This window comes from Bacteroides faecichinchillae JCM 17102, assembly GCF_000614145.1.
Taxonomy (GTDB): Bacteria; Bacteroidota; Bacteroidia; order Bacteroidales; family Bacteroidaceae; genus Bacteroides; species Bacteroides faecichinchillae.
In genome coordinates, this window is the sequence record NZ_BAKK01000040.1 from 22,250 (window position 1) to 36,612 (window position 14,363).

At 38.5% G+C, this 14,363-nt stretch carries 12 protein-coding genes; 3 read left to right on the forward strand and 9 right to left on the reverse strand.

The features are described from left to right. Positions 1-70: 70 nt before the first annotated feature. Positions 71-535 carry a helix-turn-helix domain-containing protein gene (locus JCM17102_RS16665; protein ID WP_025075983.1) on the reverse strand — a complete coding sequence of 155 codons (465 nt, stop codon included), beginning with the start codon at positions 533-535 and terminating at the stop codon, positions 71-73. A 268-nt stretch (positions 536-803) separates the two neighbouring features. Between JCM17102_RS16665 and recQ the strand changes: the two genes are divergently transcribed. Further along, positions 804-2,615, forward strand: coding sequence for a DNA helicase RecQ (recQ, locus tag JCM17102_RS16670; RefSeq protein WP_025075984.1), 1,812 nt, complete (start codon positions 804-806; stop codon positions 2,613-2,615). 180 nt (positions 2,616-2,795) lie between these two features. Here the strand turns inward: recQ and JCM17102_RS16675 are convergent, their stop codons facing one another. Further along, the gene (locus tag JCM17102_RS16675; RefSeq protein WP_081800230.1) at positions 2,796-3,641 is read right to left on the reverse strand and encodes a tetratricopeptide repeat protein; all 846 of its coding nucleotides are present in this window, start codon (positions 3,639-3,641) and stop codon (positions 2,796-2,798) included. A 92-nt stretch (positions 3,642-3,733) separates the two neighbouring features. After that, a complete protein-coding gene (gene cysK / locus JCM17102_RS16680) occupies positions 3,734-4,681 on the reverse strand; it encodes a cysteine synthase A (protein ID WP_025075986.1) in 948 nt (315 codons plus the stop codon). Between the two features lie 88 nt (positions 4,682-4,769). Between cysK and JCM17102_RS16685 the strand changes: the two genes are divergently transcribed. Together JCM17102_RS16685 and JCM17102_RS16690 are read left to right on the forward strand one after the other, a co-directional pair. Then, positions 4,770-6,605 (forward strand): LTA synthase family protein, encoded by a 1,836-nt coding sequence (locus tag JCM17102_RS16685; protein WP_025075987.1) that lies wholly within the window; start codon positions 4,770-4,772, stop codon positions 6,603-6,605. A 37-nt stretch (positions 6,606-6,642) separates the two neighbouring features. Beyond that, positions 6,643-7,323 carry a phosphatase PAP2 family protein gene (locus JCM17102_RS16690; protein WP_033886983.1) on the forward strand — a complete coding sequence of 227 codons (681 nt, stop codon included), beginning with the start codon at positions 6,643-6,645 and terminating at the stop codon, positions 7,321-7,323. Between the two features lie 78 nt (positions 7,324-7,401). Here the strand turns inward: JCM17102_RS16690 and leuB are convergent, their stop codons facing one another. From leuB to JCM17102_RS16720, 6 genes are all read right to left on the reverse strand, one after another. Then, positions 7,402-8,463, reverse strand: coding sequence for a 3-isopropylmalate dehydrogenase (gene leuB / locus JCM17102_RS16695; protein ID WP_025075989.1), 1,062 nt, complete (start codon positions 8,461-8,463; stop codon positions 7,402-7,404). Between the two features lie 62 nt (positions 8,464-8,525). Continuing rightward, the gene (locus JCM17102_RS16700; RefSeq protein WP_025075990.1) at positions 8,526-10,058 is read right to left on the reverse strand and encodes a hydroxymethylglutaryl-CoA lyase-like TIM-barrel protein; all 1,533 of its coding nucleotides are present in this window, start codon (positions 10,056-10,058) and stop codon (positions 8,526-8,528) included. Beyond that, positions 10,034-10,633: a 3-isopropylmalate dehydratase small subunit gene (gene leuD / locus JCM17102_RS16705; RefSeq protein WP_025075991.1), complete on the reverse strand. Its 600-nt coding sequence runs from the start codon at positions 10,631-10,633 to the stop codon at positions 10,034-10,036. The genes JCM17102_RS16700 and leuD overlap by 25 nt, the downstream gene beginning before the upstream one ends. Positions 10,634-10,660: 27 nt before the next feature. Continuing rightward, positions 10,661-12,055: a 3-isopropylmalate dehydratase large subunit gene (gene leuC / locus JCM17102_RS16710; protein WP_025075992.1), complete on the reverse strand. Its 1,395-nt coding sequence runs from the start codon at positions 12,053-12,055 to the stop codon at positions 10,661-10,663. 48 nt (positions 12,056-12,103) lie between these two features. Continuing rightward, complete coding sequence (locus JCM17102_RS16715) at positions 12,104-13,600, reverse strand: 2-isopropylmalate synthase (protein ID WP_025075993.1); 1,497 nt, start codon at positions 13,598-13,600, stop codon at positions 12,104-12,106. A gap of 397 nt (positions 13,601-13,997) precedes the next feature. Then, a complete protein-coding gene (locus tag JCM17102_RS16720; RefSeq protein WP_025075994.1) occupies positions 13,998-14,291 on the reverse strand; it encodes a hypothetical protein in 294 nt (97 codons plus the stop codon). Positions 14,292-14,363: the final 72 nt, after the last annotated feature.

A 14,363-nucleotide genomic window follows, 5' to 3' on the forward strand; every position in this document is an offset into this window, starting at 1 on the left:
AGAGAAAAAGGAATTATCCCTAAACTCTCATTCAGGGGTAATTCCTTTTATTCAGTTTCGGAATACACAATTACTTTTTGCTATCTGTATGCCTCTTGCGATATCCGTTAGGAGTTTCACCTACATTCTTATAAAATGCAGCATAAAAAGATTGACGATTTGCAAAGCCAACCATTGCACTGATTTCCTCTACATTCTTGTCAGCATAACGTTTGTCAGTCAATAAGTGCAATGCATCTTTTACTCTGTACTCATTCAACAAACAAGAATAGTTCATGCCAAAACGAGAATTTACCACTGCAGAAAGATAGCGTGTATTTGTTTTAAGCTCTTTAGCTAGATCTTTTGCAGAGTAGTCAGGGTCTTTATACTTCTTCTGAACAACTACAATATTCAGAATCTTATCATACAACTCATCTGCTAATTCCGGTCTAATCAAAGATCTATACGCAGCTTTCTTTTCTTTCTTTTCCCTTAAATTATAAGGGCGTTTTTTAGGAGTTTCCTCCGTTGCTTTTTTTTCTAAATCACTCATCGAATTAACTGGTTAGGGGTTTGTTCATTAATTAATATTGCCCATTCGCAACATTGTATGTTACAAATGTCTTACTTTTTTTTTTAATACACAATTATTTTGTGCATTTTTTTTTCTACTTAAACAATCAAAAAGCTTGAAATAGTGTAAATATGACAAAATAATAAGAAACTTTAACTTCGGGAATTTATTCTTGAACAGAAATCGAGACATGATAAAGTATACTAAAGAAAATGTATCTTTGCAACAAAGTTTAATAAATTCATTGATGAAAGATACATTAAAAACATATTTCGGATACGACAATTTCCGTCCTTTACAAGAAGAAATCATCCGCCACATTCTAAACAAAAAGGATGCTTTAGTACTAATGCCTACCGGTGGAGGAAAATCCATTTGTTATCAGTTACCTGCCTTACTCAGCGAAGGCACTGCTATAGTAGTCTCACCACTCATCTCATTGATGAAAGATCAGGTAGAAGCATTACAATCTAACGGGATTGCAGCCGGAGCCCTGAATAGTAATAATGACGAAACAGAAAATGCTAACCTGCGTCGTGCTTGTATTGATGGACGATTGAAACTACTTTATATTTCTCCGGAGAAACTGGTAACAGAAAAAGACTATCTGTTACGGGACATGAACATCTCTTTATTTGCCATTGACGAAGCACACTGTATTTCACAATGGGGACATGACTTTCGACCAGAATATACACAAATGGGAATAATTCATCAGCAATTCCCTCAAATTCCAATCATTGCATTAACGGCAACAGCTGATAAAATTACGCGGGAAGACATTGCTCGCCAACTTCATCTCAAAAATCCACGCACTTTCATTTCATCTTTCGACCGACCCAACATCAGCCTAACGGTAAAACGTGGTTTTCAGGCAAAAGAGAAAAACAAAGCGATCCTTGAATTTATAAACCGTCACAGTGGAGAGAGTGGAATTATTTATTGCATGAGTCGTAGTAAAACAGAAACTATTGCTCAGATGATACAGAAACAAGGGATCCGTTGTGGTGTTTATCATGCAGGATTATCTCCACAACAACGAGATAAAACCCAAGATGATTTCATCAACGACCGTATTCAAATAGTATGTGCCACGATAGCCTTTGGTATGGGAATTGACAAATCCAATGTCCGTTGGGTCATTCACAATAATCTTCCTAAAAGCATTGAAAGTTTTTACCAAGAGATAGGCCGTGCGGGACGTGATGGTTTACCAAGTGATACTATACTATTTTATTCAATAGGAGACTTAATCCTGCTCACTAAATTTGCAACCGAAAGTAATCAACAAACTATTAATCTGGAAAAACTTCAGCGAATGCAACAATATGCCGAAGCAGACATTTGCCGAAGAAGAATTCTACTAAATTATTTCGGAGAAACGACAACTAAAGATTGTGGGAACTGTGATGTTTGTAAAAATCCCCCTGAAAGATTCGATGGTACAATCATCGTCCAAAAAGCATTAAGTGCTATTATTCGTACCGATCAACAAATTGGAACTGGATTACTGATTGACATTCTTCGTGGCAACTATTCTACTGAGGTTACCGGAAAAGGTTACCAAGAACTAAAAACATTTGGTGCCGGAAGAGACATTCCAGTACGCAATTGGCAAGACTATCTCTTACAAATGCTGCAATTAGGTTACTTTGAGATCGCCTACAACGAAAACAATCACTTAAAAATTACCTCAAGTGGTACCGACATACTCTTTGGCAGAGCCAAAGCTACCTTAACAGTCATCCATCGAGAAGAATCTGCAATCAAAGGAAAAAAGAAAAAAGTTATAATCTCCAAAGAATTCTCCTTCGGACTACCAGGCACAGAGAATGAAGATCTTTTCGAAGCACTTCGTGGCTTACGAAAACAATTGGCAGATCAAGAAGCACTTCCTGCTTACATTGTATTATCGGATAAAGTGCTCCACCTCCTCAGTATTTCTCGCCCCACTACTATTGAAGAGTTTGGAGCTATCAGTGGTATTGGAGAATATAAAAAGAAAAAATATGGGAAAGATTTCATAACCCTAATCAAGCAATTCGTAGACAATACCTAATTGTTACATCAAATGTCCTCCTCACAAAATAAACTGGTTACATACATCCGTACCTATTTTCTTCTTTGCCAAATAATCCTAGCGCGAAATCTCAGAAAGATAGACTGTTTAAGTAGTATGAGTTTCTACTCTTCGACACAGTAAAAAAGTTAGTAGGAGAATCAAGAAAATAAAAGAAGATTATCGGCACTGCTGTAACTGCTCATGCAAATCCGACCGAGGTACTCCAAATGAAATCGCCTTTTCAAAATTAGACTTCGCCAATGATTTCTTTTTCTGAACCAGATAAATACTACCACGCAGTAAATAAGCATCTGCTGAAGACGCATCTAACCGTATAGCTTCATCCAAATCCACCAACGCTAAATCATCATGCCCCATCTCATGTTCCACATCAGCACGAGCAATATATAAGGTAGCGTCATTAGGTGCCTCTACAATCATTTTATTCAAAATATCAAGTGCCTCTTTGAACTTGCCTTCTTTCTGCTCCAAAGTCGCCAAACCAAGTCGCCCACTATAACTCAAAGGATCAAGCTCCATCAAACGATTATAATCTAGTCTGGCAGCAGGATAATCCCGACGAAGCACATAAATATAAGCCCGCATCAATAGCGCTTCCTTATTCTTTTTATCTTCATCAAGTACTTGACAATAATCAGTATAAGCACGATCAGTTTTACCCATCTCTAAATAAATCGCAGCACGATCCAACAAAATAGGTACTGATAACGGGGCAAAATTCAAAGCAAATGTATAAGATTCAAGTGCCTTGTCAAATTCCCCCAAACGGCGTTGTACTAATCCCAGATTAGAAAAAAGCATTGCATTCTTTTCATTCTTCGGATCCAGTTTTAAAGCCTGCACTAATAAGTCTTTCGCCTGATGAAGACTATCTTTTTCTATGTATTCTATTGCCCTCTCCGACAACTGCTGATAAGTTTGTGCATGTAAAGTAAACGGAAACAAAAAAAGTAATAAAAGGATAACCCCTTTCAAAAAGAATGAAAATGCAGTTACCTTCATCTTATCCTTACTCAAAATATTTTTCATCAATTAATCATATTAATTAAAACACGCTCTCCTCATATATCAAAAGAAGAGACAAAACACGATCACTACAACGGATACACGTCAAATGCAAACAACTCAGTTGAAAGATAACGCTCTCCCGTATCAGGTAACAATACTACGATTTTTTTGTTCTTGAATTCCGGACGTATCGCCAATTGACGAGCAGCATAAACTGCCGCTCCTGAAGAAATTCCCGCTAGCACCCCTTCAGTAGCAGCCAATTCTCGACCTGCACGAATCGCTTCATCGTCTGGTACCCCTATAACTTCATCAACAATAGAAGCGTCATAAAGCTTCGGGATAAAATTTGCACCGATTCCCTGAATTCGATGTGGTTCTGCTTGACCACCAACTAAAACTGGAGATGACGCAGGTTCTACTGCAACAATATAAATATCCGGGTTATGTTTTTTTAAGGCACGAGCAACTCCACACACAGTGCCTCCTGTACCAACTCCTGCAACAAATGCTGCCACTTCACCATCCGTATCCCGCCAAATTTCTTCACCGGTAGTCTTTTCATGGACAGTCGCATTAGAAGGGTTCTCAAATTGTTGCAGAATTACCGAATCAGGAATACTATCACACAATTCCTGAGCTTTAGCAATAGAAGCAGCCATTCCCCCCAAACCATCCGTTAAGACAATCTGCGCCCCTAATGCTTTTAACAAATTCCGACGTTCGAGACTCATTGTCTCAGGCATAGTTAATATCAAATGGTAACCTTTAATAGTAGCTACCATTGCCAAACCTACTCCTGTATTTCCGCTTGTCGGTTCAATAATAGTCGCACCAGGTTTTAATATTCCACACGCCTCTGCATCCTCGATCATAGACAAAGCCACCCTGTCTTTCACACTTCCAGCCGGATTGAAAGCTTCCAACTTAGCAATTAAATTCTGTTTCAGATCATGCTTCCGGCTATAACCTGAAAGCTCCATCAAGGGAGTATTTCCCACTAAATCTGTCAATTTCTTCGCAATTTTTGGCATCATTCACCTCGTTTTATTCGGTTGATGTGCAAAGATACAGAAAAGAATTGTACCTTTGTCTCCGTTCAATCTTTTTAAGTTTACAGATATGAAAAAGAGAATCCTGCAATTTCTCACGACTTATTTTTTATTTGTTCTTTTGTTTGTTATACAAAAACCTTTATTCATGGGTTATTACCATGAACTCTATACTACTGCCTCCTGGAGCGATTATTTCAGTGTCATGTGGCACGGACTACCGTTAGATCTTTCCTTAGCAGGATACCTCACAGCAATTCCGAGTCTGTTATTAATTGTTTCTGCTTGGACCGACTCAGGTATACTTCGTCATATCCGACAATGGTATTTTGGTATCATCGCCTTTATTATGGCTTCTATTTTTATTGTTGATTTAGGATTATACGGTTTCTGGGGATTCCGTCTGGACACCACTCCCATCTTCTATTTCTTTACCTCTCCCAAAGACGCCATAGCCAGTGTAAGTATCTGGTTTATATTACTAGGTTTATTAACCATGCTAATTTATACAGCCATTCTTTATGGAATTTTCTATTTCACACTTATTCGTGAAAAGAAGCCTTTAAAAATTCCTTATCACAGACAAAATGTATCTTTGGTACTCCTTTTACTGACAGCAGCTCTTTTCATCCCCATTCGCGGTGGTTTCTCTGTATCAACCATGAATCTAAGTAAAGTTTATTTCAGCCAAAACCAACGAATAAACCATGCAGCAATCAATCCTGCATTCAGTTTCATGTATTCCGCCACCCATCAAAACAACTTCGATAAACAATACCGTTTAATGGACCCTAAAAAAGCCGATGAACTATTTACTCAAATAATAGAAAAACCAGCATTAGCAACAGACAGTATTCCCCAATTACTTAATACACAACGCCCCAATATTATCTTCATCATCCTGGAAAGTTTTTCTACTCATTTAATGGAATCTTTCGAAGGACAACCAAACGTTGCTGTCAATCTGGATAAATTAAGTAAAGAAGGAATATTATTCACTAATTTCTATGCCAATAGTTTTCGTACTGATCGTGGTCTCGTATCTGTCATTAGTGGATATCCTGCTCAACCAAGTACCAGTATTATGAAGTATCCTGAGAAAACAGAAAACCTTCCTTCTATTCCCCGCACACTAAAAAATGCCGGATACGATTTGGGATACTATTACGGTGGAGATGCTGATTTCACTAATATGCGTTCTTATCTGGTTTCTGCTGGTATTGAAAAGATCATTTCTGAGAAAGATTTCCCTTTATCTGAGCGTACAGGTAAATGGGGAGCACAGGATCATACATTATTCCAACGTTTTCTGAAAGACTTGAAAGAAGAAAAGCTCAAAGAACCATTTTTTAAGATCGTACAAACATCCAGTAGTCACGAGCCTTTTGAAGTACCATTTCATCGTTTAGACCATAAAGTACTCAATGCTTTCGCTTATGCAGATAGTTGTGTGGGAGATTTCGTAAAACAATATAAGGAAACCCCGATGTGGAAGAATACATTAATCGTACTTGTTCCTGACCATTTGGGAGGATATCCTCATCCTATAGATAACCCATTGGAAGGACATACTATTCCACTCATTATGATTGGTGGAGCAATTAAAGAGCCACAGACAATAGATACTTATGCTTCTCAAATAGATATTGCCGCAACTCTGCTTTCCCAGCTTGGATTGCCACACGATGAGTTTACCTTCAGCAAGAATATTCTGAATCCGTCCTCTCCTCATTTTGGGTATTTTACAGAACCGTCTCTATTTGGTATAGTTACTCCCGAAAATCAATTGGTATTCAATTTGGATGCTAATACAATACAAGTGGACGAAGGTATCACAAAAGGAGCCAATTTGGAAAAGGGAAAAGCATTTCTCCAAAAGCTCTATGATGATTTAGCAAAACGATAAACCAATATCATTTTTCTTATAATACATTTCATATTATATGAATGAAATAATTCAAAATCTATCTGATATAGATACTAATGCACTTTTATTCTTTAATGGCATACACTCGCCGTTCTGGGATTATTTCATGAGTGCTTTTACCGGAAAAGTAATATGGGTACCAATGTATGCCACTATACTCTATGTACTACTAAAAAACTTCCATTGGAAAGTTGCCATTTGTTATGTAGTGGCTATTGCTCTGACTATCACATTTGCAGATCAGATGTGTAATAGTCTCATCCGTCCGTTAGTAGGTCGTTTGCGTCCTTCCAATCCGGAAAACCCAATCGCTGACCTAGTCTATATTGTAAATGGGAAACATGGAGGTGGTTTCGGATTTCCTTCCTGCCACGCAGCCAATTCATTCGGACTTGCGATATTCCTGGTTTGTTTATTTCGTAAACGTTGGCTGAATATCTTTATCGTTCTATGGGCACTCACCAATTCTTATACCCGCCTATATCTAGGCTTACATTATCCAGGGGATTTAATAGTGGGAGCTATCATCGGAGGATTCGGGGGATGGATGCTCTACTTTATTTTCCATAAACTAGCTGTCCGGCTAAATCTGGCTAGCAAATCTTCCAATATCAAGATGCGACAAACAGAAATGATTATTTATACCGGACTACTGACGACACTTGGTATCATCATTTATTCAATTATTCAAAGCTGAAGAAACCTTTAGAATCAACAATAAAAAAGCCTGGTATCACTTTTACACCAGGCTTTTCATTGTATGAGCAATATATTATCAAGCTTTCTTAATGTACTCAACAATCCACTGACCAACCTCTTTTGTTCCATACTTAGCCCCCCCAGCTACTTGAATTTCTGGTGTACGTACATTCTCATCCAAAGAAGCATCTACTGCTTTACGAATTAAAGCTCCTTCTTCCTTGCAATCAAAGTACTCGAATAGCATAGCTACAGAAAGTATCTGTGCCAATGGATTAGCAATATTCAGTCCTTTAGCCTGAGGCCACGAACCATGAATCGGTTCAAATACAGGAGTACGTTCTCCAGTAGAAGCAGAAGGAAGTAAACCCATGGAACCACTGATCACAGAACCCTCGTCAGTCAAAATATCACCAAATGTATTTTCAGTTACCATCACATCAAAGAATGCCGGTTCTTGAATCATACGCATAGCAGCATTATCCACATACATATAATCTGTGGTTACTTCCGGATAATTCGGAGCCATTTCCTGTGCAATTTGACGCCACAAACGAGAAGAAGCCAGCACATTCGCTTTATCTACAACTGTTAAGTGCTTTCTACGTTTCATCGCATATTCAAAACCGACTTTCAAGATACGCTCAATTTCCGGACGAGTATAGAAGTTCGTATCATAAGCTTTATCATTATCCTGATATTTCTCACCAAAATACATGCCTCCGGTCAATTCACGAATACAAATGAAATCGGCATTCTCTACTAATTCCGCACGTAAAGGAGATTTATGAATCAAGCATTTGAACGTTTGTACGGGACGGATATTAGCAAACAACCCCAGCTTCTTACGCATAGCAAGCAATCCTTGTTCCGGACGAACTTTTGCAGTAGGATCATTGTCAAACTTCGGATCACCTACAGCAGAAAACAAAACTGCATCTGCATCCTTACAAACCTGAAATGTTTTTTCCGGAAACGGATCACCGACTTTATCTATAGCATCTGCACCACAGATTGCATATTCGTAACTTACTTTGTGACCAAACTTCTCGCAAACGGCGCTCATAACATCCACTCCCTGTACGGAGATTTCCGGTCCGATACCATCGCCTGCTAATACAGCAATTTTAAAATCCATAATTATTAATTCTTTCTATTTATATACTAATAAAAACATACTTCAGAATAGCGACCTTACATCTATTCATTTTCAATAATATTCAGCATCTTCACTGTCGCTTTAATGGCAGCTTCAGTCTGGTCAGCATCCAAACCACGAGTACGGAACACCCGATCCTCATAACTCCAAGTAATGACAGTCTGCACAAATGCATCTGTACGTCCACCAGGAGGAATACTAACGGCATAATTCGTCAGCATCGGGAATTTACGTCCTAAAGTCACCTTATATACTTTGCGCAAAGCACGTACAAAAGCGTCATACTGTCCATCACCGCTTGAACTTTCTTCAAATTCTTCGCCATTGATCTCTATTTTCAAAGTTGCCATCGGCTTCAAACCATTAGCAAGGTTCACAATATAACTCTTTAGTTTCACTTTATCACCTTCAACCCCATGCTTTAACACATCCGAAACGATATATGGCAGATCCTCCTGAGTAACCAATTCTTTTTTATCCCCCAGTTCAATAATGCGTTCCGTCACTTTACGCATAGAATCCTCGTCCAAATCCAATCCCAAATCTTCCAGATTTTTACGGATATTAGCCTTACCACTTGTTTTACCTAATGCATACTCACGTTTACGACCAAAACGTTCGGGCAACAAATCATTACAATAAAGATTATTCTTATTATCACCATCTGCATGAACACCTGCAACTTGCGTAAAGACATTCTCACCTACAATCGGCTTATTGGCAGGAATTACAATACCGGAATAAGACTCTACTACCCGACTAACATCATTTAAACGGCTTTCATCAATATTAGTCAGCGCATTAAAATGATCTTTCAGAATAGCTTGTACACTAGCCAAAGGAGCATTACCTGCCCGCTCACCCAAACCATTAATCGTCGTATGCAATCCTTTCACTCCACTCAGCACAGCTGCCAACACATTGCTTACAGCCAAATCATAGTCATTATGCGCATGAAAATCAAAATGAGTATCCGGATAACGTTTCTTCATTTTCCGCATATACTCAATCACTTGTAGAGGATTCAAAATACCTAATGTATCCGGCAACATATACCGTTTGATATTGGAATCTTTCAATCCATCCATCAACTGAAATACATATTCGGAAGAATCTTTCATACCATTACTCCAATCTTCCAGATAGACATTTACAGCAATATCCTGTTCATCAGCATAATGCACTACATTGATAATATCAGCAATATGTTCTTCAGGGCTTTTTTTCAATTGTTGTGTACAGTGCTTCAACGAACCTTTACATAACAAATTGATAACGCGACAACCGGTACGTTGTATCCAATCAACTGAAGTACCGCCATCTACAAACCCCAGTACTTCTACTTTATGAAGCAGATTCCGGCGAGCTGCCCAATCGCATATCATCTTCACAGCTTCAAACTCACCGTCCGACACACGTGCTGAAGCAACCTCCACCCGGTCCACCTTTAAGTCTTCCAATAGCAAACGAGCGATCATTAGTTTCTCATGAGGCACAAAGGACACCCCGCTAGTCTGTTCACCATCGCGGAGCGTTGTGTCCATGATCTCTATCTTGACGCTTTCTTTTCCCATTGTTCTATCTTATTTTTATTACTTAACAAGAAATCAATATCATCCAATCCATTCATCAGGCAATGTTTCTTATAAGCATTGATTTCAAAGTTCTCGCTTTTACCTGTCGCTTTATTGGTGATAGTTTGCTCAGGAAGATTCACTTCCACCTCCATTTTGGGATTTGCATAAATAGAGTCGAACAGTTCTTGCAAGAATTCTTCCGAAACAACGACCGGAAGTACAAAATTATTCAACTCATTATTCTTATGAATATCTGCAAAGAAACTAGATACTACTACCCGAAATCCATATCCGGCAATCGCCCAAGCTGCATGTTCACGACTGGAACCTGAACCAAAGTTCTTTCCGGTAACCAATATTTGTCCACTATATGTAGGATCATTCAGCACAAAATCCTTATTCAAAGAACCATCTACATTATACCGCCAATCACAAAACAAATTATCTCCGAAAAATTTCTCTTCACGAGTAGTTGCTTTCAGGAAACGCGCCGGAATAATCTGGTCTGTATCCACATTTTCCAAAGGCAAAGGTACACAAGTACTTGTTATTATATCAAATTTTGTTTTCATCTCTAATTATCTATTATCCATTATCAATTAAATAAGTTCTCTCGGATCAGTAATTACTCCTGTTACCGCAGCAGCTGCAGCAACCAAAGGACTAGCCAGTAATGTACGTGCTCCCGGTCCCTGACGCCCTTCAAAGTTACGATTACTAGTAGAAACAGAATATTTACCGGCCGGAACCTTATCATCATTCATAGCCAGACAGGCAGAACATCCCGGCTGACGAATTGCAAATCCAGCTTCTGTCAGAATCTTATCAATACCTTCCTTACGAATTTGCGCATCTACCATCCATGATCCCGGAACAAGCCAAGCAACTACATTATCTGCTTTTTTACGTCCTTCTACAATGGAAGCAAAAGCACGAAAGTCTTCAATGCGCCCATTGGTACAAGCTCCAAGAAAAACATAGTCAATCTTCTTACCTAACAAAGACTCACCCGGTTGGAACCCCATATAATCCAGAGATTTCTTGAAAGAAACCTGAGCTGCTTCTCCCAATCCTTCCATTGTAGGGATATGCTGTGTGATTCCCATACCCATTCCCGGATTAGTACCATAAGTAATCATTGGTTCAATATCATTTGCGTCAAATCGAACTTCTTTATCAAACACAGCGTCATCCTCACTCTTCAATGTCTTCCAGTATTCCACTGCTGTCTCCCATTCTTTGCCTGTAGGAGCATTCTCACGACCTTTGATATATTCAAAAGTCACTTCGTCCGGAGCAATCATACCGCCACGTGCACCCATTTCGATAGAAAGATTGCAGAGAGTTAGACGTCCTTCCATTGTCAGGTTACGAATAGCCGAACCCGCATATTCAACAAAATAACCAGTTGCACCACTAGTAGTCATCTTAGACATCATATAAAGTGCTACATCTTTCGCAGTTACTCCTTTTCCTAATTCTCCATCTACAGTAATACGCATTGTTTTCGGTCTTGACTGAAGAATACACTGAGAAGCCAATACCATTTCCACTTCACTAGTGCCGATACCGAAAGCAATTGCTCCCATTGCACCATGAGTTGAAGTATGGGAGTCACCACAAACAATTGTCATACCCGGAAGAGTCAAAGCACGTTCCGGCCCTACTACATGGATAATTCCATTTTTCGGATGCATCATACCATAATGTGTCAGACCAAAATCTTTGGCATTCTTCGTTAGTGCATCTACCTGAGTCTTGGATACCTGATCTTCGATCGGTTTATCCTGATCATGCGTCGGTGTATTATGGTCCGGCATACAGAACACTTTATCCGGACGTAACACTCCGATTCCTCGTTCGCGCAGGCCGGAAAAAGCTTGCGGACTAGTCACTTCATGGCAATAAAGCCGATCAATATAAAGCTGTGTAGGGCCATCTTTCACAGTAGTAACCACATGAGCATCCCATATTTTATCAAATAATGTATTCATTTATATCTTTATAATTTTGCAAGTTAGAATTGAATTTTATTCTCTCTTTTAATTTTTAAATTTATTGATGCAGTCAATATAAGCTTCTACAGATGCTGCTATAATATCTGTATTAGCTCCAAAGCCATAATACATTTGATTATCATATTCTACCTGCATATGTACTTTACCAACATCATCACTTCCTTTACTAATGGCTTGAATGGTAAATTCTTTCAGCGTCATGTGACGGTCTACTATCTTTTTCAAAGCTTTGATCGCAGCATCTACAGGACCATTTCCACTAGCACAAGCTTCAAACTTTTCTCCGGAAATATTCAATCCCAGACTAGCAACCGAACGGACACCAACTCCACTAGTCACCTGCAAGTAATCTAATTTAATACGGTGATTTTGAGTACGATCCGCACCTGCTAATACTAGAATATCATCATCATTAATATCTTTTTTCTTATCAGCTAATTTCAAAAAGTCTTCGTATACCTTATCTAAGTTATCTTGCTCTAATTTAACTCCCAAAACAGACAGACGATTTTTCAAAGCAGCACGTCCGCTACGGGCAGTCAATACAATGGAGTTATCATCAATACCTACCTCATGAGGATCAATAATCTCATAAGTTTGCACGTTCTTCAACACGCCATCTTGATGAATTCCAGATGAATGTGCAAAAGCATTTCGTCCAACTATCGCTTTATTGGGTTGTACCGGCATATTCATCAAACTAGATACCATACGGCTAGTCGGATAAATCTTCTGAGTATTGATATTTGTTTGAATATCAATTTCATGATGACTCTTGATAATCATTGCTATTTCCTCAAGAGCAGTATTCCCTGCACGTTCACCAATGCCATTAATAGTAACCTCCACCTGGCGAGCACCATTCATAACCCCCGCTATTGTATTAGCTGTTGCCATACCTAAGTCATTGTGACAATGGGTAGAAATAATTGCTTTATCGATACCATCCACATGGTCAATCAAATATTTAATTTTAGCACCATATTCTGACGGTAAGCAATAACCGGTTGTATCCGGGATATTCACTACTGTTGCACCAGCTTTAATAACTGCTTCAATTACTCGCGCTAAATATTCATTCTCCGTACGTCCTGCATCTTCCGCATAAAACTCAACATCATCTACAAATCGACGCGCGTACTTCACCGCAGCTACCGCACGTTCAATAATCTCTTCGCGATTTGAATTGAATTTATATTTGATATGAGAATCTGAAGTACCGATACCTGTATGAATACGTTTATGTTTAGCAAACCTCAACGCATCTACAGCAACATCAATATCCTTTTGAACAGACCGAGTCAGAGCACAGATAGTAGGCCATGTCACCGCCTTAGAAATCTCTATCACTGAATTAAAATCTCCAGGGCTGGAGATAGGAAAACCCGCTTCAATCACATCTACACCCAGAGATTCCAATGCCTTAGCTACCTGAATCTTCTCTACTGTATTCAATTGGCATCCCGGAACCTGTTCACCATCACGAAGGGTGGTATCGAAAATAAATAACCTATTGTCCATCTTCTTATGATTTATATAATTATTAGCACCAAAAAAAGCCTTTCACACGTGGAAGTGAGAAAGGCTTTCGTATATTTTCATTATACACTTTTACGCGCAGCACTCACTTCCACTAAACTTTGATAGTAGAATAATAATACCACACAGTAGAATATGTATAAACATCTGATTCATTTTATTGTCTTTTTATTGTTTGACGATACAAAGGTAGAGATTATTTCTTAACCACCAAATAATACGTTACTTTTTTATCGAAAATAATTTCATTTCATAAGCTAAAGTCGAATATAAAAAAGAATATATTACTAGTTATTTTCTATTCTTCATAAAATAAAAAGAGGACACAAAGTGTTTGATCACTCTGTATCCTCCGGACTTATCATTCTAAATCAATAAATTACTTTTTATCGCAACATGCTTTTTTTTCTGAGCAATCAGCTTTCTTGTCACAATCAGCCTTTTTATCACAGTTTGTTTTGTCGCAATTAGCTTTCTTATCGCAAAAAATAGCACAGGAATCTGTTTTTTGACAACAAGAATCAACTTGAGTACATACAGCAGCTTCTACAACTGCAACAGAATCTGTTACTTCAGTTTCGGAAGTACTATTAGCTGCTTTATTACCAGAACAAGACATCATAGCAAAGGAAAATGTTACTGCCACAGCAGCTAGGAATAATTTAATCTTCATACTTTTGATTTGCTTTAAACGTTTAATATAGAATTATCGATCGCAAATATAACACATCTTTTCTAAAGTACC

Excerpts from the sequence above, each read along its gene's own strand:
- JCM17102_RS16715 (WP_025075993.1), bottom strand. The coding sequence starts at position 13,600 with ATGGACAATAGGTTATTTATTTTCGATACCACCCTTCGTGATGGTGAA.
- cysK (WP_025075986.1), bottom strand. The coding sequence starts at position 4,681 with ATGCCAAAAATTGCGAAGAAATTGACAGATTTAGTGGGAAATACTCCC.
- JCM17102_RS16685 (WP_025075987.1), top strand. The coding sequence starts at position 4,770 with ATGAAAAAGAGAATCCTGCAATTTCTCACGACTTATTTTTTATTTGTT.
- leuB (WP_025075989.1), bottom strand. The coding sequence starts at position 8,463 with ATGGATTTTAAAATTGCTGTATTAGCAGGCGATGGTATCGGACCGGAA.
- JCM17102_RS16665 (WP_025075983.1), bottom strand. The coding sequence starts at position 535 with ATGAGTGATTTAGAAAAAAAAGCAACGGAGGAAACTCCTAAAAAACGC.
- recQ (WP_025075984.1), top strand. The coding sequence starts at position 804 with ATGAAAGATACATTAAAAACATATTTCGGATACGACAATTTCCGTCCT.
- leuD (WP_025075991.1), bottom strand. The coding sequence starts at position 10,633 with ATGAAAACAAAATTTGATATAATAACAAGTACTTGTGTACCTTTGCCT.
- JCM17102_RS16675 (WP_081800230.1), bottom strand. The coding sequence starts at position 3,641 with ATGAAGGTAACTGCATTTTCATTCTTTTTGAAAGGGGTTATCCTTTTA.
- JCM17102_RS16720 (WP_025075994.1), bottom strand. The coding sequence starts at position 14,291 with ATGAAGATTAAATTATTCCTAGCTGCTGTGGCAGTAACATTTTCCTTT.
- leuC (WP_025075992.1), bottom strand. The coding sequence starts at position 12,055 with ATGAATACATTATTTGATAAAATATGGGATGCTCATGTGGTTACTACT.
- JCM17102_RS16690 (WP_033886983.1), top strand. The coding sequence starts at position 6,643 with ATGAATGAAATAATTCAAAATCTATCTGATATAGATACTAATGCACTT.
- JCM17102_RS16700 (WP_025075990.1), bottom strand. The coding sequence starts at position 10,058 with ATGGGAAAAGAAAGCGTCAAGATAGAGATCATGGACACAACGCTCCGC.